Genomic DNA, 20,586 nt, shown 5'->3' on the forward strand with positions numbered 1-20,586 from the left:
ACCGCAATGACACACATGCCGCCCGACCAGCTGGAAGACGATACGGCACCGGACCAGTTTCCGGAGGAGTCCATCGACGACATGGCGGTCGACTCCGGCGAGGCGGCGGACGAGGACGGCGCGGTCGAGGTCGGGGCGGCGCTGGAAAGCGTCGACGAATTGAAGAAGGTGCTGGCGGCCGAACTGTCGACCGACACCACCCAGCACTACCTGAACCAGATCGGCACGCGCGCGCTGCTCAGCGCGCCGCAGGAGGTGCACTACGCCACCCTGGCCAAGCAGGGCAATTTCGAGGCGCGCCAGACCATGATCGAACACAACCTGCGGCTGGTGGTGTCGATCGCCAAACACTACATCAACCGCGGCGTGGTCCTGCTCGACATGATCGAGGAGGGCAACATCGGCCTGATGCGGGCGATCGACAAGTTCGAGCCCGAGCGCGGCTTCCGCTTTTCCACCTACGCCACCTGGTGGATACGCCAGAGCATCGAGCGGGCCATCATGAACCAGGCGCGCACGGTGCGCCTGCCGGTGCACATGGTGCGCGAGCTGAACCAGATCCTGCGCGGCAAATACCACCTCGAAGCGCAACACCACAACGGCAAGGACGCCACCGCCGAGGACATTGCCCAGCTGGTCGGGCGCACGGTCGAGGAGGTGCAGGACATCCTGGCGCTGTCCGAGCACGCCACCTCGCTCGACGCGCCGCTCGACAACGACCCGCAGTCGTCGCTGATGGACATGCTGCCGGGCGACGCCGACGCCGGCCCCGACGCCCGCGCCGAGCACCGCGAAATGACGGTGCTGGTGCGCGACTGGCTGACCAAGCTGCCCGACAAGCAGCGCGTCGTCATCATGCGCCGCTTCGGGCTCGACAACGACGACCCGGCCACGCTGGAAACGCTGGCCGAGGAAATGGGCGTCACGCGCGAGCGGGTGCGGCAGATCCAGCAAGAGGCGCTGGTCAAGCTCAAGCGCGCGATGGCCGCCCGCGGCGTGGTGCGCGACTCGCTGCTATAAGCGCGCCGCCGCCCCGGGTCCAGGCCCTCGGGGTCCGACCTTCTCGCCCTGGCGCCGGCCCTTGCCCCTGGTTTAAAGCCCGCCCCCCCAAAGCCGCATCTGCTATCATACGCCCCGCTCGCGGCGTCCGCACACCCCATCCCATCCGCGCCTGGCCCACTTTTACATACTGATCGTTATGCAAGAAAATATCATCGAAATCGAATCGCTCGACATGGACGCCCGTGGCGTCGGCCATTTGGAAAACGAGGACGGCACCCCGGGCAAGGTGGTGTTTGTCGAAGGCGCGCTGCCGGGCGAGCGCGTGAGCTTCCTCACCTTCAAGAAAAAGAAAAGCTGGGAAGCGGCGCGCATGACCGCGCTGCACCGCGAATCGTCGATGCGGGTCAAGCCGAAGTGCGTGCACTACGAAATTTGCGGCGGCTGCTCGATGCAGCATCTGGAGCCGTCGGCCCAGGTCGCCATCAAGCAGCGCGTGCTGGAAGACAACCTGTGGCACATCGGCAAGGTGCGCGCCGAAACGGTGATGCGGCCGATGTACGGCCCGACCTGGGGCTACCGCTACCGCGCGCGCCTGTCGGTGCGCCACGTCAAGAAAAAAGACACCGTGCTGGTCGGCTTCCATGAAAAGAAATCGGCCTTCGTGGCCGACATGAGCAGCTGCGAAATCCTGCCGCCGCACGTGTCGGCGATGCTGCTGCCGCTGCGCGCGCTGATCGGCTCGCTGTCGATCTTCGAGCACATGCCGCAGATCGAACTGGCGGTCGGCGAGGAAACCACGGCGATGGTGCTGCGCATCATGGCGCCGCTGACGGCCGACGACGAAGCCAAGCTCAAGGCCTTCGCCGACGCCTGGGACGTGCAGTGGTGGTTGCAGGTCAAAGGGCCCGAAACGGCGGTGCCGTTCTATCCGCTGGACAAGGAACTGTATTACCTGCTGCCGGAATTCGGCGTCAAAATGCCGTTCAAGCCGGTCGACTTCACCCAGGTCAACCACCACATCAACCGCGTGCTGGTGGCCAAGGCGCTGCGCCTGCTGGCGGTGCGGCCGGAAGACCGCGTCGCCGATCTGTTTTGCGGCCTGGGCAACTTCACGCTGCCGCTGGCCACCCAGGGCAGCGAAGTCGTCGGTATCGAGGGCAGCACCACGCTGACCGAGCGCGCGCTGGCGAACGCCAAGGCCAACGGCCTGTCGGCCAAGACCTCGTTCTCGACGCGCAACCTGTTCGACGTCACGACCGAGGACTTGATCGCGTTGGGCAAGTTCGACCGCATGTTGATCGATCCGCCGCGCGACGGCGCGATGGCGGTGTGCCAGGCGCTGGCCGGCCTGCGCCAGAGCCGTCCCGACATGATGCCAAAGCGCATCGTCTACGTGTCGTGCAGCCCGTCGACGCTGGCGCGCGACGCCGGCATCCTGACGTTGGAGGCCGGTTATGTACTGAAGCAGGCGGGCGTGGTCAACATGTTCCCGCACACCTCGCACGTCGAATCGATGGCGGTGTTCGAGCTGGTTTAACGCCGGCAATGGCTGGCGGCCGGCCCGGCCGCCAGTCGCGATACCGGAGGAGGGCGCAAGGCCTTCCATACCACTTCAAATCCGCTGGAAATTGGTCTGGGTTTTGCTCCCCGGACAATTTTCATGCGCATAGGCTACCTTTGGCCGCGGCGCTCCCTTTTTCTCGATTCCCCGTTTGATTCCGCCTATGCCGGGTGTGCGCCGGCGCGTGCGCGCCGAAGCAATCCAGGCGCGGATTTCCTGCCGTTTATTGCAAACGCAGCATTGATTTTTCCTTAATACATGGTTGCCTCACAATTGGTATTACTGGTTTTGATGCCACTATAAAACCACTTGACCACCAGTTGTTTCCGCAACATGCTCGGCCTCGACAACGCATCGTCAACTACGGGAGCGCTTTCAGCCGGAAGAGTCGCGGAGTGGGGTTCCGCCAAACGACAGAGGAGACATCATGGAAAACTTTATAATAAGAAATAAGATCAGAAACATCGTACTGTGCCTTTCCAGCGGCGGCATTCTGGCCGCTTGCGGCGGCGGCACCGGCGGCAGTGACGCGCCGGCCACCCAAAGCAAATTATTTGCGGCGACAGTGACGTCTTGCGTGCTGTGGCAGGACGGCGGCACCTACACCGCCGGCACGGTGGTCAGCTATCTTGGGTCCAACTACACGGCGCTGGTAACGCAGACCGACCACGTTGGCGCCGGATGGAATCCGGCTGCGACGCCGAGCTTGTGGTCCGCCGGCGGCACCTGCGGCGACACGCCGACGCCGACGCCGACGCCGACGCCAACGCCAACGCCAACGCCAACGCCGACACCAACGCCGACACCAACGCCGACACCAACGCCGACGCCGACGCCAACCCCGGCGGCCTGTTTCGCCGCGTGGAGCGCGGACACAGCCTACGGCGGTGGCACGACGGTGACCTATGCGGGTGTGAATTACAAATCGAACTACTGGACCAAGGGCGACGTCCCGTCGACCAATAGCGGCGACGCCGGCACCGGCAAACCATGGACCAAGGTCAGCGACTGCGTGGTATCGCCAACCCCGACGCCGACGCCGACGCCGCCAACCCCGACGCCGACGCCGACTCCGCCAACACCCACGCCAACCCCGACGCCGCCCACACCGACGCCGACGCCAACGCCGGTCGCCGGCAGGGAAGTCGGTTCGTATTTCGCGCAATGGGGCGTCTACGGGCGCGACTATGAAGTGGCGAACGTCCACACTAGCGGCGTGGCCGACAAGCTGACGTTCATCAACTACGCCTTCGGCAACATCTACGCCAAAAACGGCGGCTACGAGTGCGGCATGATCACCAAGGCCGAGCCGGGCGCCACCAACCCGAACGCGCCGGACGCCGGCACGGGCGGGGATGCCGAGGCCGATTACATCCGTACGCCGAAGCGCACGGTCGACGGCCAGGTGATTCCTTGGGACGCTCCGCTGTCGGGCAACTTCTTGCAGTTGAGGAAACTGAAGGCGCTGCATCCGAAACTGAAGGTTATCATTTCGCTGGGCGGTTGGAGCTGGTCGAAAAACTTCTCGGCCGGATCGGCAACCGACGCCTTGCGCAAGCAAATGGTCAGTTCCTGCATCAATATCTATCTGAAAGGGAACTTGCCGGTGCAGGAAGGCCGTGGCGGCGTCGGCGCCGCCAAGGGCGTCTTCGACGGCATCGACATCGACTGGGAATACCCGGTCGCGGGCGGCCAGCCGTACAACGGCTACAACCCGGCCGACAAGCGCAACTTCACCTTGCTGATGGCCGAATTCCGCGCGCAACTCGACGCGCTGGGCACGGCCGACAACAAGCGCTACCTGTTGACGGCGGCGGTCGGGGCCGGCAAGGACAAGATCGACAACACCGAGCCGGCCCTGTACTCGCAATACATGGATTGGATCAACGTCATGACCTATGACTTCCATGGAGCCTGGGATAACACGACCAACTTCAACGCGCACCTGTACGCCGATCCGGCCGACGTGTCCGTTGGCGTGGCGCGTGAATACGTCGGCGACAAGGCGATCCAGTACATGATCGGCGCCGGCGTGCCGCGCAACAAACTGTTGCTGGGCATTCCGTTCTACGGTCGCGGTTGGACCGGCGTGCCGGCCGGCCCGAAAGGCGACGGCTTGTACCAGACCGGCACCGGCGGCGCACCCGGCGCCTATGAAACCGGCATCGAGGACTACAAGGTGCTGGTGGCCAAGGCCGGCACCCGCTACTACCATCCGCTCACCAAGCAGTTGTACCTGTACACCGGCGCCGGCGGGCAGTGGTGGAGCTATGACGATCCAACGGTTATCGCCACCAAGGTCCAGTACATCAAGGACCAGAACCTGCGCGGCGCCTTTTCGTGGGAGCTGGACGGCGACGCCAACGGCGTCCTTGCCACCGAGGTATGGAAAGCGCATTAATCCGTAGTGGCAGGTGAGGGCGGCGGACATGATCACCATGTCCGCCGCTTTTTCGTCATTGTAGGAAGGAGATAGAAATGGACCGTATGCGTGCCATAAACACCGCGCCGCCAACCGAGTTAAGCCACGAATGGCGGCGCTGGATTGCCGAGAACTTGATACTGGGCAGTCATCCCGCCAGCCTGATTCCGATCCTGGTGCAGGCCGGCATTGCCGAGCGCGACGCCGCCGCCGAGCTTGAGCAGGCGCTGCGCAGTCCGTACATCGAAGGCGCGGCCCGGTTGCGCAACCGGCTGGCCAAGCGCGACTGGGTGCTCGACATTTACCGCAAGCTGAACCGCCTGCGGGCGCCGCGCATCGAGCGCCGCCACCGCTTGTCGGCGGACCAGTTCCTGTCCGAGTATTACCGGGCGAATCAGCCCGTCATCATCACCGGCATGATGGATGACTGGCCGGCGATGCGGAAATGGAGTCTGGACTATTTCCGCGAAAATTTTGCCGGGCGCGACGTCGAAGTCCAATTCGGCCGCAACGCCGACGACAACTATGAAATGAACAGTGTCGCGCACAAACGCAAGATGCCCTTCGGCGACTACGTCGACCTGGTGCGCGACTGCGGCGGCGGCAACGATTTTTACATGACCGCCAACAACGACTCGTTGAACCGGCAGTCGCTGGCCGAGCTGTGGGCCGATATCGGCCAGCTGCCGGAGTACCTGAGCCAGGACGCCGGCCGGCGCGGCTTTTTGTGGCTGGGTCCGGCCGGCACCGTCACGCCGTTCCACCATGACTTGACGAATAACTTCATGGCCCAGGTGATGGGGCGCAAACGGCTGCGCATCATCCCGGCGTGCGAGGTGGCCAAGCTGTCGAACCAGCAGCACTGCTTCACGCAGCTGGACGGGCGCAAGCTCGACTTCCGCCGCTTCCCGGACGCGGCGCAGGCGCAAATGCTGGAGTGCGTGCTGGAGCGCGGCGAGATCCTGTTCCTGCCGGTGGGTTGCTGGCACTTCGTCGAGGGGCTGGAGACCTCGGCTACGGTGGCCTTTACCAACTTCCGTTGGGACAACGACTTCTACAGCAACTACCCCGCTAACCATGAGTTTTAAGTGTTGTTCGCCGCGTCTGCGACAAACTCGGACGAAAAAAAGCCGACCTCGAAGGTCGGCTTTTTGACGCCGCGTTGCCGCGTCGCTTAGTCGCGGCTACCGCCGCCAATGCCCAGCAGGGACAGCAGGCTGGTGAAGATGTTGTAGACGTCGAGGTAGATGCTCAGCGTGGCGGTGATGTAGTTGGTTTCGCCGCCGTTGATGATCTGCTGCACGTCATACAGGATGTAGGCCGAGAAGATGGCGATGGCCATGACCGAGATCACGATCGACAGCGCCGACATGCCCAGGAAGATGTTGGCAACCGACGCCAGCAGCAGAACGATGACGCCGGCGAACAGCCATTTTCCCATCGCCGAGAAGTCGCGCTTGGATACCGTGGCGATGCTGGCCATGACGGCCAGGATGCTGGCGGTGCCGCCGAAGGCGGTCATGATCAGCATGCCGCCGTTCGAGTAGCCCAGCGTGCGGGTCAGGATCGGCGTCAGCATCAGGCCCATGAAGAAGGTGAAGCCGAGCAGGAACGCCACGCCCAGGCCGGAGTCCTTGGTTTTTTGAATCGCGAAGATGAAGCCGAACGCGATCGCCATGAACAGCAGCATGCCCATGCCGCCGCCCAACATCGGCAGGTGCATTTGCACGCCGATGAAGGCGCCGAGCACGGTTGGGATCATCGACAGCGCCAGCAGCCAATAAGTATTGCGCAGTACGCGGTGGCGCACTTGCTGCATGCCTCCGGTCATGTCGTAGGTGCGTTGCATGTTTTGGGTCATAATGCCTCCGAGTTCGTTGGATCAGGTTACTACTTGTTCAAAGCATAGCACGGCTGCGGTTTTTCACAAAAATACTGGCTTAAGAATCAATTAAGCGCAGGCTTTGGCGGCGAAAACGCCCCTCCCGTGGGCCGATTCTGGGTTGCAGGGGGTGTTGTATGGTAAAATCGAAGGTTGATTGAGTTATCAATTTCTTGTTTTAAACCTTTCTTTTTATTGGAGTTTTTACACATGGCTATCGAACGCACCCTGTCGATCATCAAACCAGACGCAGTTGCAAAAAACGTCATCGGTCAAATCTACAGCCGTTTTGAAGGCGCTGGCCTGAAGATCGTCGCTGCCCGTATGGCCCAGCTGTCGCGCGAAGAAGCTGAAGGTTTCTACGCCGCTCACAAAGAGCGCGGCTTCTTCAAGGATCTGGTTGACTTCATGGTTTCCGGTCCCGTCATGATCCAGGCCCTGGAAGGCGAAAACGCCGTCCTGGCCCACCGCGACCTGATGGGCGCAACCGATCCTAAGAAAGCGGAAAAAGGCACGATCCGCGCCGATTTCGCTGAATCGATCGACGCTAACGCCGTGCACGGTTCCGACGCCGTCGACGCCGCCAAGGTTGAAATCGCTTACTTCTTCCCAGGCTTCGCAGCCTAAGTTGCACCCGTTACACTGATACACCCCCGTTCCCGCCGCGCCTTGCGCGCGGGAATGGATTTTTAGAATTGTTTTGAAAACGAATATGAACGCTACCCTCACCAACTTGCTGGATTTTGATCCCGCGCAACTTATCGCCTACTGCGCCGAGTTGGGGGAGAAGCCGTTCCGCGCCAAACAACTGCAGCGCTGGATCCACCAGTTCGGCGCCGCCGATTTCGATTCCATGACGGACCTGGCCAAGTCGCTGCGCGACAAGCTGGCCACCCGCGCCGAAGTGCGCGCGCCGGCCGTCATCAGCGACCACACCTCGCTGGACGGCACGCGCAAGTGGCTGGTCGACGTGGGTAACGGCAACGCGGTCGAAACCGTGTTCATCCCGGAGGAAAACCGCGGCACGCTGTGTATCTCGACCCAGGCCGGCTGCGCCGTCAACTGCCGTTTCTGTTCGACCGGCAAGCAGGGCTTCAACCGCAACCTGAGCGTCTCCGAGATCATCGGCCAGCTGTGGATGGCGGAATTCGAATTGCGCCGCACCAAGGGCATCGAACCCGGCCCGAAGGGCGAGCGCCAGATCACCAACGTGGTGATGATGGGCATGGGCGAGCCGCTGCTGAATTTCGAGCCGACCGTCACCGCCCTCAAGCTGATGCTCGACGATAACGCCTACGGCCTGTCGCGCCGCCGCGTCACCCTGTCGACCTCGGGCGTGGTACCGATGATGGACAAGCTGTCGCAGGAAGTGCCGGTGGCGCTGGCGGTGTCGCTGCACGCGTCGAACGACAAGCTGCGCGACAGCCTGATTCCGCTGAATAAAAAATATCCGCTGGCCGAACTGATGGCGGCGTGCAAACGCTACCTCGAATTCGCGCCGCGCGACTTCATCACCTTCGAATACTGCATGCTCGACGGCGTCAACGACACCGACGAGTGCGCCCGTGAACTGGTGGCGCTGGTGCAGGACCGCCAGTTCGGCGTGTCGTGCAAATTCAACTTGATTCCGTTCAACCCGTTTGCCGAGTCCGGCCTGCTGCGCTCGAAAAACCCGCGCATCAAGGCCTTCGCGCAGATCCTGATGGACGCCGGCATCGTCACCACCGTGCGCAAGACCCGCGGCGACGACATCGACGCCGCCTGCGGCCAGCTGGCCGGCGAGGTCAAGGACCGCACCCGCGTCCAGGAGCGCATGGAAAAAATGGCCGAATACCAGGAAAAATTCGGCGCCAACTTCGGCAAGATCGTGGAGATCCGTTCCTGATGAGGGGCTTCGCTCACCGCCGCACGCTGGCCCTGGCCGCCGCCTTCGCGGCCGCGCTGCTGGGCGGCTGCGCGGCGGGCGGTGGCGTCGGCCAGAGCGGCAAGGCCGAGCTGGCCACCAGCTCGGACCAGTCGGCCGAGCAAAAGCGCGCGGCGATCCGCCTGCAACTGGCGGCCGGCTACTACGAGCAGGGCCAGCTGGAAGTGGCGCTGGACGAGGTTAAGCAGGCCCTGCAGGCCGACCCCAACCTGGCCGACGGCTACGGCGTGCGCGCCCTGATCTACATGGGCATGGGCCAGAACGCGCTGGCCGAGGATAATTTCCTGCGCGCGCTGAAATTGGCGCCGCAGCAGGCCGACCTGAGCAATAATTACGGCTCCTTCCTGTGCCGCAACGGCCGCGCCGCCGAGGCGATGGCCTACTTCGACGCCGCGCTGAAGAACCCGGCCTACCAGTCGCCGGGCCAGGCCTACAACAACGCCGGCTCGTGCGGGCTGCAGCTCAAGGACAACGCCGGCGCCGAACGCTACTTGCTGCAGGCGCTGAAGAGCACGCCCGACCTGCCGGCGACCAACGTCAACCTGGCGCGGGTCTATTACGAACGGCGCGACTACGCGCGAGCCGGGTTGTTCATTTCCCGGTTGACGAAAATAGCGAAAATGGAGAGCCTGACGGCCGATGTGCTGTGGCTCGCGATCAAGGTGCAGCATCAGCTCGGTGATGCGGGTGCGGAAGCAAGCATGGCGACGCAATTGCGCCGCCATCATTCCGCCTCGCCCGAATATGCTGCTTATCAACGTGGGGCGTTTGATGAGTGAGACAGGGATACCAATGAATTCAGAGTGGGCAGAACAGCCGCAGTCCCAGGGCAACCTGGGGGCGCCCGGAGCGCAATTGAAGGCGCAGCGCGAAGCCATGGGTTGGACCGTCGAAAACGTGGCCGACCAGCTCAAGCTGGCGCCGCGCCAAGTGGTCGCGCTGGAAGAGGGCGACTTCGCTTCGCTGCCGAACCTGGCCGTGGTGCGCGGCTTCGTGCGCGCCTACGCCAAGGTGGTCAAGCTGGACCCGGTGCCGCTGGTGGCGATGATCGACGTCAATCCGACCCCCAGCGCCGAAGCGGCGCCGGCGCGACGCGAGATTTCCGCCTCGTTCTCCGAGGCGCGCTTCCCGTCGATGACGCAGCGTTCGTCGACCAAACCGACCGTGTGGATCGTCGCGGCGGTGGCCGCGGCGGTGGCCGCCGCGCTGCTGGCCTACAAGTTCGGCTATATCTCGCCGGCCATGTTCGCGCAGTCCGACAAGGCCGCCGCGCCGGTCGCCGCCAGCGCCCCCGCGCCGGTCGGCACCGCGCCGGTGGAAACCACCTTGATAAAACCGGGGCAGGAACTGGCGCCGCTGCAAACGACGTCGGTGCCGCTAATTTCGGTGCCCGGCCCGGCCAACCCGACGGCGCCCGCGCCGGCCTCCGCCGGCACGCCGACGCCGGCCGTCGACGCCGCCGCCCCGGCCGCCACCGCCAACGCGCTGGTGCTGACCGTGGCGCAGGATTCCTGGGTCGACATCCGCCGCGCCAGCGGTGGCGCGCCGCTGATTTCGCGCATCGTCAAGGCGGGCGGCACGGAAACATTCAACATCACCGAGCCGGTGCAACTGGTGGTCGGCAAGCCGGCCGGCGTCGAGGCCAAGCTGCGCGGCGCCAAGCTGGAACTGACGCCGGTGCCGGGTGGTACCACTTCACGTTTAAACATTCAATAATATGTCCTCCTCGAATACAGCCATCGGATCGGGCCCGTCGGGCCGGCGCGACAGCCGCAGCGTCTTGATCGCGCACGGCCAGCGCCGCATTGTCGTCGGCGGCGGCGCCCCCGTGGTGGTGCAGTCGATGACCAACACCGACACCGCCGACGCCGTCGGCACGGCCATCCAGATCAAGGAGCTGGCCCGCGCCGGCTCGGAGCTGGTGCGCCTGACGGTGGACCGGCCCGAGGCCGCCGCCGCTGTGCCGTATATCCGCGAGCAGTTGGATAAAATGGGCATCGACGTGCCGCTGGTGGGCGACTTCCATTACAACGGCCACACGCTGTTGAACGACTACCCGGACTGCGCGCGCGCGCTGTCGAAGTACCGCATCAACCCCGGCAACGTCGGCAAGGGCGCCAAGCGCGACACCCAGTTCGCCCAGATGATCGAGGCCGCCTGCAAGTACGGCAAGCCGGTGCGCATCGGCGTCAACTGGGGCAGCCTGGACCAGGCCTTGCTGGCCCGCATCATGGACCAGAACGCCATGCGCGCCGACCCCTGGACCGCGCAGGCGGTGATGTACGAGGCGCTGGTAACGTCGGCGGTGGAGAACGCCGTCCGCGCCGAGGAGCTGGGCCTGGCACGCGACCAGATCATCCTGTCGTGCAAGGTGTCGGGCGTGCAAGACCTGATCGCCGTGTACCGCGAGTTGGCGCGCCGCTGCGACTACCCGCTGCACCTGGGCCTGACCGAGGCCGGCATGGGCAGCAAGGGCATCGTCGCCTCGACGGCGGCGCTGTCGGTGCTGCTGCAAGAGGGCATCGGCGACACCATCCGCATTTCGCTGACGCCCGAGCCGGGCGGCGACCGCTGCAAGGAAGTCGTGGTGGCGCAGGAGATCCTGCAAACCATGGGCCTGCGCAAGTTCGCGCCGATGGTGATCGCCTGCCCGGGTTGCGGGCGCACCACCTCGACCACCTTCCAGGAGCTGGCCGACAACATCCAGACCTATCTGCGCGAGCAGATGCCGGAATGGAAGAAGCTGTATCCGGGCGTGGAAGCGATGAACGTCGCCGTGATGGGCTGCATCGTCAACGGCCCGGGCGAGTCGAAGCACGCCAACATCGGCATCAGCCTGCCGGGCACCGGCGAGTCGCCGGCCGCGCCGGTGTTCGTCGACGGCCAGAAAAGCGTGACCCTGCGCGGCGAGCGCATCGTCGAGGAATTCCAGGACATCGTGCTGGCGTACGTGAAGAGCCACTACGGAAAATAAACGCATCATGGCGCCGCGTGCGCCGGCTTCAACGTAGGTCGGGTTAGCCGAAGGCGCAACCCGACACACGCGGCCCCACCGAACCACGGAATAGAAGAACACTATGTCAGAAAATAAAAAAGCAGAGAAAATCACCGGCGTCAAAGGCATGAACGACGTCTTGCCGGCCGACGCGCCGCTGTGGGAATTGTTCGAGAACACCGCCCAGTCGATCATGCAAAGCTACGGCTTCCAGCAGATCCGCACGCCGATCGTCGAAGAGACCAAGCTGTTCGCGCGCGCCATCGGCGCCGTCACCGACATCGTCGAAAAGGAAATGTACTCGTTTACCGATTCGATGAACGGCGACAACCTGACCTTGCGCCCCGAAGGCACCGCCGGCGTGGTGCGCGCCGTGGTCGAGCACAATCTGGTCTACGAAGGCCCGAAACGGCTGTGGTACAAGGGCCAGATGTTCCGCCACGAGCGCCCGCAAAAGGGCCGCTACCGCCAGTTCTACCAGTTCGGCGCGGAGGCGGTCGGCTTCACCGGCCCCGACATCGACGCCGAAATGATCATGCTGTGCCGCCGCCTGTGGGACGACCTGGGCCTGGAAAACATCCGTCTCGAACTGAACTCGATCGGCGACGCCGGCGAGCGCCTGCGCCACCGCGCCGACCTGATCGCCTACCTCGAAGGCCACGTGGACGTGCTCGACGAGGAGGCCAAGCGCCGCCTGCACAGCAATCCGCTGCGCATCCTCGACACCAAGAACCCGGCCATGCAGGAATTGGTCAACGCCGCGCCGAAGCTGCTCGACTACCTGGGCGCCGAATCGCTGGCCCACTTCGACGGCGTGCAGAAGATCTTGAACCACAACAACGTGCCGTTCACCATCAACCCGCGCCTGGTGCGCGGCCTGGACTACTACAACCGCACCGTGTTCGAATGGGTCAGCGACGCGCTCGGCTCGCAAGGCACCGTCTGCGCCGGCGGCCGCTACGACGGCATGGTGGAAATGTTCGGCGGCAAACCGACGCCGGCGGTCGGCTTCGCGATGGGCATCGAACGCCTGGTGCTGCTGATGAAAGCGGCCGGCGAACCGGAGCTGCCGGGCCAGTGCGACGTGTATATGGTGCACCAGGGCGAGGGCGCGCAACTGCAGGCTTTCGTGCTGGCCGAACGGATTCGCGATGCCGGCCTCGACGTTGTGCTACATTGCGCAGCTAGCAACGGCGGCGGCAGCTTCAAGACGCAGATGAAAAAAGCCGACGCCAGCGGCGCCGCCTTCGCCGTCATCCTCGGCGAAGACGAGGTGACGCAGCACGTGGCCAACGTCAAGGCGCTGCGCGCCTCCGACGAGGGTCAGCAGCAGAGCACGGTGCCGTTCGACCAGGTGGTCGACTTCCTGGTGGACCAGATCACCGGTTGCACCGACCCGAGCCACGACCACGGCCACACCCATTTTCACCATTGATGTCTGAAATACGTTTTTTTCGCGCATTTTTTCGCTAACCATTACAACCGATACTCATGGCATACGACCTCGAAGAACAAGAACAATTAGCTTCGCTTAAAGCGTGGTGGAACCAGTACGGCAACCTGACATCGTGGGTGCTGATCGTCGCCATGGGCTCGTACAGCGCCTGGACCGGCTGGAACTACTACCAGCGCAGCCAGTCCACCCAGGCTTCGCAGCTGTACGACGAAGTGCAGAACGCCGTCACCGCCAAGGACAACGCCAAGGTGCAGCGCGCCGCCGGCGACATGGAAAGCCGCTTCGGCCGCACCGCCTATGCGCAGATGAGCGCCCTGGCCGCGGCCAAGAGCGCCTACGAGGCGAAGGACTTGAAAGCGGCCAAGGCCCAGTTGCAATGGGTCGCCGAGCACGGCAACGAGGAATTCAAGGCGGTCGCGGCACTGCGCCTGGCCGGCGTGCTGCTCGACGAGAAAGCCTACGACGAGGCGCTGAAGGCGCTGGCGGGCGAACTGCCGGCGCAGTTCGCCGGCGCCGTGGCCGACCGCAAGGGCGACATCCTGGTGGCGCAGAACAAGCTGGTCGAGGCGCGCGCCGCCTACCTGGCCGCGCTGGCCGCGACCGACAAGAAGAACCCGGGCCGCCAGTTGATCGAAGTCAAGCTCGAAGCCATCGGCGGCAGCGTGCCAGAGACCAAGGCGGCCGCTTAAGCGGCTGCGATACGGCCCGCGGCTGCGGCCGGCGGGTTGCGTGGCCCCGCCGCGGCGGGGCGTGCATTCATAGTAGAGATCAAGGTTAAACTTATGCGTATCACCGAAAAGCTGGTTGGTCTGGGTCTGCTGGTTCTGGTGGCGGGCTGTTCCTCATTGAATCCGTTCGCCTCGAAACAGACGAAAAACCTGCCGGCCAAGCTGGTCGAGTTAAAATCGAGCATTGCCGTGCGCAACGTTTGGAAGCAGTCGATCGGCAAGGCCGGCGCGTATTCGTTCACGCCGGCGCTGGCCGGCGGCAGCCTGTACGTGGCCGCCAAGGACGGCGCCGTGGCGCGCCTGGACGCGGGCAGCGGACGCGAAGTGTGGCGCATCAAGGCCGGCGGCGAGCTAACCGCCGGCGTCGGCAGCGACGGCGCGGTGGTGGTGGTCGGCGGCGCCAAGGGCGTGGTACTGGCCTTCGACGCCGATGGCAAGCAGTTGTGGAAGCAGCAGGCGTCGAGCGAAATCCTGTCGGCCCCGGTGGTCGGCCAGGACGTCGTGGTGGTGCGCAGCGTCGACAACCGCATCGTCGCCTTCGACGCCAAGACCGGCGCCAAGAAATGGACCGTGCAGCGCACCACGCCGTCGCTGACCCTGCGCAACGCGCCGGGCATGGTGATCGGCGGCGACAACGTCTACGTGGCCCAGCCCGGCGGCAAACTGCTGGCGCTGACCCTGGCCGCCGGCGTGCCGCGCTGGGAGGCGGTGGTCGGCGAGCCGCGCGGCGCCACCGAGCTGGAACGCGTCACCGACATCGCCGGCACGCCGGTGCTGTTCGACAAGGACGTTTGCGCGGTCTCGTACCAGGGCCGGGTCGCTTGCTTCGACGCCGCCACCGGCGTGCCGCGCTGGACCAAGGAACTCTCGTCCGACGTCGGCGTGGCCGTCGACCAGCGTTTTGTTTTCACCGCCGACGAGAAGGGCGCGCTCGCCGCGTTCAGTCGCGAAGGCGGCCAGAGCGCGTGGAAGAACGACGCGCTGGCCTACCGCCGCCTGTCGACCCCCTTGTCTTACGGTCGCGCGGTCGCGGTCGGCGATTTTGAAGGTTACATCCACTTCCTGTCACGGGAAGATGGCGCAGTAATAGGTCGCGTCAGCACCGACGGCAGCCCGGTTATCTCGGTTCCCGTCGTCGCAGGCACGAATTTGATTTTTCAAACCCAATCAGGGACAGTGACCGCTCTCGCGGTCGAGTAATACAAATGAAGCCGGTAATAGCACTAGTAGGTCGACCCAATGTTGGGAAATCGACTTTATTCAATCGTCTGACCCGCTCGCGCGACGCGCTGGTGGCCGACCTCCCTGGGTTGACGCGCGATCGTCACTATGGCGAAGGTCGGGTAGGCGAACGTCCCTTCCTGGTCATCGACACGGGCGGTTTCGAGCCCGTCGCCAAGGAAGGCATCATGCACCAGATGGCGCTGCAGACCAAGCAGGCCGTGGCCGAGGCCGACATCGTGATCTTCATCGTCGACGGCCGCCAGGGCCTGACGCCGCACGACAAGACCATCACCGACTTCCTGCGCAAGAGCGGCCGGCCGGTGATCCTGGTCGTCAACAAGGCCGAGGGCATGCGCTACACCGCCGTGGTGTCGGAGTTCTACGAGCTGGGCATGGGCGATCCGATCGCCATCTCCTCGGCCCACGGCGACGGCGTCACCGACATGATCGAAGAGGCGCTCAACACCGCCTTCTCGCTGCGTCCGCAAGAGGCTGAAGAGCTCGACCCGGTCGCCCGCGGCATCAAGATCGCCATCGTCGGCCGGCCCAACGTCGGCAAGTCGACGCTGGTCAACACCCTGCTGGGCGAAGAGCGCGTGATCGCCTTCGACATGCCGGGCACGACCCGCGACGCGATCGAGATCCCGTTCGAGCGCGACGGCCAGCAATACACGCTGATCGACACCGCCGGCATCCGCCGCCGCGGCAAGGTGTTCGAGGCGATCGAGAAATTCTCGGTCATCAAGACGCTGCAGTCGATCTCGGAAGCCAACGTGGTGGTGCTGCTGCTCGACGCGCAGCAGGACATCTCGGAGCAGGACGCGCACATCGCCGGCTTCGTGCTGGAAACCGGCCGCGCGCTGGTGGTGGCCGTCAACAAGTGGGACGGCCTGCAGTCGGACCAGCGCGACGAGATCAAGATCGACATCGACCGCAAGCTCGACTTCCTGTCCTTCGCCCAGACCCATTTCATCTCGGCGCTGAAGGGCTCCGGCATCGCCCCGCTGATGAAGTCGCTCAACGCGGCCTACGCGGCCGCCATGTGCGACCTGTCGACGCCGAAGCTGACGCGCGCCTTGATCGAGGCGGTCGAGAAGCAGGAACCGCGGCGCAAGGGTTCGATCCGTCCGAAGCTGCGTTACGCGCACCAGGGCGGCATGAACCCGCCGATCATTGTTATCCACGGCAACGCCCTGGACGCCGTCGGCGATCCGTACAAGCGTTACCTGGAGAAGCATTTCCGCGACACCTTCTCGCTGGTCGGCACGCCGCTGCGCATCGAGCTGCGCACCGGCAAGAACCCGTTCAATAAAACACAGAAATAGTCGCCGCCTGTGCGACGGACGGCGCCAAAACAGGTTACAGTAGCCAATAAGCATCATTCTCTTTGCGGAGAATGATGCATTGGCACTTGAAATCGGGCGAGTCGTCTCCAATTCTTAATTACAACAACATCACGGAGCTGTTATGAGCAACAAAGGGCAACTGTTACAAGACCCATTCCTCAATGCATTACGCAAAGAGCATGTTCCTGTTTCTATCTACCTGGTCAACGGCATTAAACTGCAGGGCCATATTGAATCATTCGATCAATACGTCGTCTTGCTGCGCAATACGGTCACGCAAATGGTGTACAAGCACGCCATTTCGACCGTGGTGCCGGCGCGCGCCGTCAATCTCAATATTGAAACCGAAGCGGAATAAGGCCTTGGGCCAAACTTTCCCCACCACCTGCCAGAATGCCGTATGCGCGCAGCCTTAGTCGGAGTTGACTTCGGTCACGGTGATTTCACCGCCAGCGTCGAGGAATTGATGCTGCTGTCGCGTTCGGCCGGCGCGGACCCGATCACGACCATCACGGCCAAGCGGTCGAGCCCGGATTCGGCGTATTTCGTCGGCAGCGGCAAGGCCGGCGAGATCGCCGACGCGGTGGTCAATGACGGGCTTGAAATCGTCATTTTCAACCACGCGCTGTCGCCGGCCCAGCAGCGCAACCTGGAAAAGCGCCTGAACATCCGGGTGCTCGACCGCACCAGCCTGATCCTCGACATCTTCGCCCAACGCGCCAAAAGCCACGAAGGCAAGCTGCAGGTCGAGCTGGCCCAGTTGCAGCATCTGGCCACCCGCCTGATCCGCGGCTGGACCCATCTGGAACGCCAGAAGGGCGGTATCGGCCTGCGCGGTCCCGGCGAAACCCAGCTCGAGACCGACCGCCGCCTGATCGGCGACCGCGTCAAGGCGCTGCGCGCGCGTCTGGAGAAGTTGCACAAGCAGCGCGAAACCCAGCGCCGCGCGCGCGGGCGCAGCCACACCTTCTCGGTGTCGCTGGTCGGCTACACCAACGCCGGCAAGTCGACGCTGTTCAACGCCGTCACCAAGGCCGGCGTGTACGTCGCCGACCAGCTGTTCGCCACGCTCGACACCACCTCGCGCCGGGTTTACCTGGGGCAGGACGTCGGCAACGTGGTGATCTCGGACACGGTCGGCTTCGTGCGCGAACTGCCGCACCAACTGGTGGCGGCCTTCCGCGCCACGCTCGAAGAGACCATCCACGCCGACCTGCTGCTGCACGTCGTCGACGCGGCCTCGCCGGTGCGCATGGAGCAGATCGAACAGGTCAACCTGGTCTTGAAAGAGATCGGCGCCGACCACATTCCGCAGATACTGGTGTGGAACAAAATCGACGCCGCCGGCCTCGAACCGGCGGTCGAGCGCGACGAGGACGGCAAGCTGCACCGCGTCTTCATCAGCGCGCAGAAGGGCATCGGCCTCGATTTGCTGCGCGCGGCGATCGTCGAGTCGGCCAAGGACGCGCCCGGTTCGGCCCACCTGTACCAGCAGCCGGACGACGAGCCGGCGCAGTACCGGGGCGCGGACGAAGCGCCGGACGACGCGCAGGGCGACGCCAGTTCGGACCAGGCCTGCGAGGCTGATCCGACAGATAGTAATCCAACCAACATCCATGCCGGAACACGATAGTATGCTTGTCTCCCTAAAGAAAAAAATCGGCTTGAAGCTGTCCCTGAACGATCCTCGCTGGGGTAATCGGAAGGACGACGCCAACAAAGCCCAAGAGGGCAAAAAGCCCGGCGAAGGTCCGCCGGACCTGGACCAGTTGTGGCGCGACTTCACCAACCGCCTGAACACCTTTTTCGGCCAGAAGAACCGGCCCGACGGCGGCGGCAACAACGGTGGCGGTGGCGGCATGCTGCCCGACATGAAGGGGGCCGGCATCACCGTCGGCGTGGCCGCTTCGGTGGCGGCGCTGATCTGGCTCGCCAGCGGCGCCTTTATCGTGCAGGAGGGCCAGACCGGCGTGGTGCTGACGTTCGGCAAATACAGCCATTCGACGCCGGCCGGTTTCAACTGGCGCTGGCCGTACCCGTTTCAAAGCGACGAGACCGTCAACGTGTCGCAGGTGCGCACCGTCGAGGTGGGCTACCGCAAGTCGGTGCGCGACAAGCAGGCCAAGGAATCGCTGATGCTGACCGACGATGAAAACATCATCGACATCCAGTTCGCGGTGCAATACAAGCTCAAGGACCCGGTCGCCTGGTTGTTCAACAACCGCGAACAGGAAGAGACCCTGCGCCAGGTCGCCGAGACCTCGATCCGCGAGATCGTCGGGCGCAGCAAGATGGACTTCGTGCTCTACGAGGGCCGCGAAAAAGTCGCCTTCGACACCCAGCAACTGATGCAGCACATCCTCGACCGCTACGCCGTCGGCGCCGTCGTCACCAACGTGACGATGCAGGCGGTGCAACCGCCCGAGCAGGTGCAAACCGCGTTCGACGACGCCGTCAAGGCGGGCCAGGACCGCGAGCGCCAGAAAAACGAGGGCCAGGCCTACGCCAACCAGGTGGTGCCGGTGGCGCGCGGTAACGCCTTCCGCCTGCTGCAGGAAGCCGAAGCCTACCGCTCCATGGTCACGCAAAACGCCATCGGTAACGCCTCGCGCTTCCAGCAGGTGCTGGCCGAGTACCAGAAGGCGCCCGGCGTGACGCGCGACCGCATGTACCTGGAGACGATGCAGCAAATCTTCTCCAGCGCCAGCAAGGTCATGGTCGACGCGAAAAGCGGCAGCAACCTGCTGTACCTGCCGCTCGACAAGCTGATCGCCCAAAGCGCCGCCCAGGACGCCAGCGCAGCGGCGGCCAAGGCCGCGGCGACGCCGCAGGCCAGCACCGCGCTGCCGCCGGAATTGATACAAACAGTGGAAGGGTCGCGCCGCGACAGCCGTTCCCGGGAATCGTCGCGTGATCGGGAGAGCCGCTAATGAATCGCATCGTCACAGCCTTGGTCGCGGGCTTTATCGCGCTGATGCTCCTGTCGTCGACCGTCTTCATCGTCGATCAGCGTAAATACGCCATCGTGTTCGCGCTGGGCGAGGTCAAGCAGGTTATCAAGGAGCCGGGTCTGCACTTCAAACTGCCGCCGCCGTTCCAGAACGTGCTGTTCCTCGACAAGCGCATCATGACCATCGAATCGCCGGAGGCGGACCGCTTCATCACGGCCGAGAAGATGAACATCCTGGTCGACGCCTTCGTCAAATGGCGCATCGTCGAGCCGAAACTGTACTTCGTCAGCTTCGGCGGCGACGAGGGCAGGGCGCGCGACCGCATGTCGCAAATCGTCAAGGCGTCGCTGAACGACGAAATCACCAAGCGCACGGTGCGCGAAGTCATTTCCGGCCAGCGCGGCAAGGTCATGGACGCTATCCTCGCCAAGGTCGTCGCCGAATCGAAACTGATCGGCATTGAAATCATCGACGTGCGCCTGAAACGCGTCGACTACGTCGAGCAGATCAACAACTCGGTGTACGAGCGGATGAAATCGGAACGCGTGCGGGTCGCCAACGAACTGCGCTCGACCGGTTCGGCCGACTCCGAGAAGATCCGCGCCGACGCCGACAAGCAGCGCACCGTGATCCTGGCCGAAGCCTACCGCGAGGCGGAGAAAATCCGCGGCGAGGGCGACGCCAAGGCTTCGCTGACCTACTCCGAGGCGTTCGGCAAGAACCCCGAGTTCTACAAGTTCTACCGCAGCTTGGAAGCCTACCGCGCGACGTTCAAGAGCCACAGCGACGTCATGGTGGTGGACGCCAACTCGGACTTCTTCAAATACTTCAAAGGGTCCGGCGCGTCCGGCCCGGCGGCGCCGGCGAAGAAGTAAGCGGCAGTCCCAGCGCGGACCGGGGCCGGTCCTTGCATCCCAACATTCTTCAGGGAATGCTGGCGTGCAAGGCCCGGCCCCGGTCTTTTTAACGCCTTTCGACGGCGTTTCGAGCTGTATAGACATCGTTGCCGGCCGGGCTGTAGGCGGATTTTCTGGTCGCCGCGAGCGAACTTATCCCTGTTGCCACACATTTTCGCGTAAAATATCAGGTTCGGCC

The 20,586-nt window shown here is 64.0% G+C and carries 18 protein-coding genes; 17 read left to right on the forward strand and 1 reads right to left on the reverse strand.

Features of this window, described 5'->3' with window-relative positions; all coding sequences use genetic code 11:
* Positions 1 to 6: 6 nt before the first annotated feature.
* The 4 genes from rpoS (at position 7) to JANGC3_RS0100920 (ending at position 6,073) form a co-directional block, all read left to right on the forward strand.
* Positions 7 to 1,020: an RNA polymerase sigma factor RpoS gene (gene rpoS / locus JANGC3_RS0100905; RefSeq protein WP_026132379.1), complete on the forward strand. Its 1,014-nt coding sequence runs from the start codon at positions 7 to 9 to the stop codon at positions 1,018 to 1,020.
* A gap of 178 nt (positions 1,021 to 1,198) precedes the next feature.
* Positions 1,199 to 2,539, forward strand: a complete 1,341-nt coding sequence (gene rlmD / locus JANGC3_RS0100910) for a 23S rRNA (uracil(1939)-C(5))-methyltransferase RlmD (protein ID WP_017874594.1) — start codon at positions 1,199 to 1,201, stop codon at positions 2,537 to 2,539.
* A gap of 451 nt (positions 2,540 to 2,990) precedes the next feature.
* The gene (locus JANGC3_RS34025) at positions 2,991 to 4,964 is read left to right on the forward strand and encodes a glycosyl hydrolase family 18 protein (RefSeq protein ID WP_081611722.1); all 1,974 of its coding nucleotides are present in this window, start codon (positions 2,991 to 2,993) and stop codon (positions 4,962 to 4,964) included.
* Between the two features lie 77 nt (positions 4,965 to 5,041).
* The gene (locus tag JANGC3_RS0100920) at positions 5,042 to 6,073 is read left to right on the forward strand and encodes a cupin-like domain-containing protein (protein WP_017874596.1); all 1,032 of its coding nucleotides are present in this window, start codon (positions 5,042 to 5,044) and stop codon (positions 6,071 to 6,073) included.
* An 86-nt stretch (positions 6,074 to 6,159) separates the two neighbouring features.
* Here JANGC3_RS0100920 and JANGC3_RS0100925 read toward each other — a convergent pair whose 3' ends face one another.
* Positions 6,160 to 6,846 (reverse strand): Bax inhibitor-1 family protein, encoded by a 687-nt coding sequence (locus tag JANGC3_RS0100925; protein WP_026132381.1) that lies wholly within the window; start codon positions 6,844 to 6,846, stop codon positions 6,160 to 6,162.
* 231 nt (positions 6,847 to 7,077) lie between these two features.
* Between JANGC3_RS0100925 and ndk the strand changes: the two genes are divergently transcribed.
* From ndk to hflC, 13 genes are all read left to right on the forward strand, one after another.
* A complete protein-coding gene (gene ndk, locus JANGC3_RS0100930; RefSeq protein ID WP_017874598.1) occupies positions 7,078 to 7,494 on the forward strand; it encodes a nucleoside-diphosphate kinase in 417 nt (138 codons plus the stop codon).
* A gap of 85 nt (positions 7,495 to 7,579) precedes the next feature.
* Complete coding sequence (rlmN, locus tag JANGC3_RS0100935) at positions 7,580 to 8,752, forward strand: 23S rRNA (adenine(2503)-C(2))-methyltransferase RlmN (RefSeq protein ID WP_017874599.1); 1,173 nt, start codon at positions 7,580 to 7,582, stop codon at positions 8,750 to 8,752.
* A complete protein-coding gene (gene pilW, locus JANGC3_RS0100940) occupies positions 8,752 to 9,570 on the forward strand; it encodes a type IV pilus biogenesis/stability protein PilW (protein WP_017874600.1) in 819 nt (272 codons plus the stop codon). Before rlmN ends, pilW begins: the two co-directional genes overlap by 1 nt.
* 13 nt (positions 9,571 to 9,583) lie before the next feature.
* On the forward strand, positions 9,584 to 10,507 hold the full coding sequence (locus JANGC3_RS0100945) for a helix-turn-helix domain-containing protein (protein WP_026132382.1): 924 nt from the start codon (positions 9,584 to 9,586) through the stop codon (positions 10,505 to 10,507).
* Position 10,508: 1 nt separating this feature from the next.
* Positions 10,509 to 11,765, forward strand: a complete 1,257-nt coding sequence (ispG, locus tag JANGC3_RS0100950; protein ID WP_017874602.1) for a flavodoxin-dependent (E)-4-hydroxy-3-methylbut-2-enyl-diphosphate synthase — start codon at positions 10,509 to 10,511, stop codon at positions 11,763 to 11,765.
* A gap of 103 nt (positions 11,766 to 11,868) precedes the next feature.
* The gene (hisS, locus tag JANGC3_RS0100955) at positions 11,869 to 13,221 is read left to right on the forward strand and encodes a histidine--tRNA ligase (RefSeq protein WP_026132383.1); all 1,353 of its coding nucleotides are present in this window, start codon (positions 11,869 to 11,871) and stop codon (positions 13,219 to 13,221) included.
* Positions 13,222 to 13,277: 56 nt separating this feature from the next.
* A complete protein-coding gene (locus JANGC3_RS0100960) occupies positions 13,278 to 13,931 on the forward strand; it encodes a tetratricopeptide repeat protein (RefSeq protein ID WP_017874604.1) in 654 nt (217 codons plus the stop codon).
* Positions 13,932 to 14,024: 93 nt separating this feature from the next.
* Positions 14,025 to 15,170 (forward strand): outer membrane protein assembly factor BamB, encoded by a 1,146-nt coding sequence (gene bamB / locus JANGC3_RS0100965; RefSeq protein WP_017874605.1) that lies wholly within the window; start codon positions 14,025 to 14,027, stop codon positions 15,168 to 15,170.
* 5 nt (positions 15,171 to 15,175) lie between these two features.
* Positions 15,176 to 16,519: a ribosome biogenesis GTPase Der gene (gene der, locus JANGC3_RS0100970; RefSeq protein ID WP_026132384.1), complete on the forward strand. Its 1,344-nt coding sequence runs from the start codon at positions 15,176 to 15,178 to the stop codon at positions 16,517 to 16,519.
* Between the two features lie 142 nt (positions 16,520 to 16,661).
* Positions 16,662 to 16,898, forward strand: a complete 237-nt coding sequence (gene hfq, locus JANGC3_RS0100975; RefSeq protein ID WP_017874608.1) for an RNA chaperone Hfq — start codon at positions 16,662 to 16,664, stop codon at positions 16,896 to 16,898.
* A gap of 42 nt (positions 16,899 to 16,940) precedes the next feature.
* A complete protein-coding gene (hflX, locus tag JANGC3_RS0100980) occupies positions 16,941 to 18,173 on the forward strand; it encodes a GTPase HflX (RefSeq protein WP_026132385.1) in 1,233 nt (410 codons plus the stop codon).
* Position 18,174: 1 nt separating this feature from the next.
* Positions 18,175 to 19,470, forward strand: a complete 1,296-nt coding sequence (hflK, locus tag JANGC3_RS0100985) for an FtsH protease activity modulator HflK (protein WP_017874610.1) — start codon at positions 18,175 to 18,177, stop codon at positions 19,468 to 19,470.
* Complete coding sequence (gene hflC, locus JANGC3_RS0100990; protein ID WP_017874611.1) at positions 19,470 to 20,366, forward strand: protease modulator HflC; 897 nt, start codon at positions 19,470 to 19,472, stop codon at positions 20,364 to 20,366. The genes hflK and hflC overlap by 1 nt, the downstream gene beginning before the upstream one ends.
* Positions 20,367 to 20,586 lie beyond the last annotated feature (220 nt).

It is taken from the genome of Janthinobacterium sp. CG3 (assembly GCF_000344615.1).
Lineage (GTDB): Bacteria > Pseudomonadota > Gammaproteobacteria > Burkholderiales > Burkholderiaceae_D > Janthinobacterium.

Coding starts and splice junctions, on each gene's coding strand:
- rpoS (WP_026132379.1), top strand. CDS start 7: ATGACACACATGCCGCCCGACCAGCTGGAAGACGATACGGCACCGGAC.
- rlmD (WP_017874594.1), top strand. CDS start 1,199: ATGCAAGAAAATATCATCGAAATCGAATCGCTCGACATGGACGCCCGT.
- JANGC3_RS34025 (WP_081611722.1), top strand. CDS start 2,991: ATGGAAAACTTTATAATAAGAAATAAGATCAGAAACATCGTACTGTGC.
- JANGC3_RS0100920 (WP_017874596.1), top strand. CDS start 5,042: ATGGACCGTATGCGTGCCATAAACACCGCGCCGCCAACCGAGTTAAGC.
- JANGC3_RS0100925 (WP_026132381.1), bottom strand. CDS start 6,846: ATGACCCAAAACATGCAACGCACCTACGACATGACCGGAGGCATGCAG.
- ndk (WP_017874598.1), top strand. CDS start 7,078: ATGGCTATCGAACGCACCCTGTCGATCATCAAACCAGACGCAGTTGCA.
- rlmN (WP_017874599.1), top strand. CDS start 7,580: ATGAACGCTACCCTCACCAACTTGCTGGATTTTGATCCCGCGCAACTT.
- pilW (WP_017874600.1), top strand. CDS start 8,752: ATGAGGGGCTTCGCTCACCGCCGCACGCTGGCCCTGGCCGCCGCCTTC.
- JANGC3_RS0100945 (WP_026132382.1), top strand. CDS start 9,584: ATGAATTCAGAGTGGGCAGAACAGCCGCAGTCCCAGGGCAACCTGGGG.
- ispG (WP_017874602.1), top strand. CDS start 10,509: ATGTCCTCCTCGAATACAGCCATCGGATCGGGCCCGTCGGGCCGGCGC.
- hisS (WP_026132383.1), top strand. CDS start 11,869: ATGTCAGAAAATAAAAAAGCAGAGAAAATCACCGGCGTCAAAGGCATG.
- JANGC3_RS0100960 (WP_017874604.1), top strand. CDS start 13,278: ATGGCATACGACCTCGAAGAACAAGAACAATTAGCTTCGCTTAAAGCG.
- bamB (WP_017874605.1), top strand. CDS start 14,025: ATGCGTATCACCGAAAAGCTGGTTGGTCTGGGTCTGCTGGTTCTGGTG.
- der (WP_026132384.1), top strand. CDS start 15,176: ATGAAGCCGGTAATAGCACTAGTAGGTCGACCCAATGTTGGGAAATCG.
- hfq (WP_017874608.1), top strand. CDS start 16,662: ATGAGCAACAAAGGGCAACTGTTACAAGACCCATTCCTCAATGCATTA.
- hflX (WP_026132385.1), top strand. CDS start 16,941: ATGCGCGCAGCCTTAGTCGGAGTTGACTTCGGTCACGGTGATTTCACC.
- hflK (WP_017874610.1), top strand. CDS start 18,175: ATGCTTGTCTCCCTAAAGAAAAAAATCGGCTTGAAGCTGTCCCTGAAC.
- hflC (WP_017874611.1), top strand. CDS start 19,470: ATGAATCGCATCGTCACAGCCTTGGTCGCGGGCTTTATCGCGCTGATG.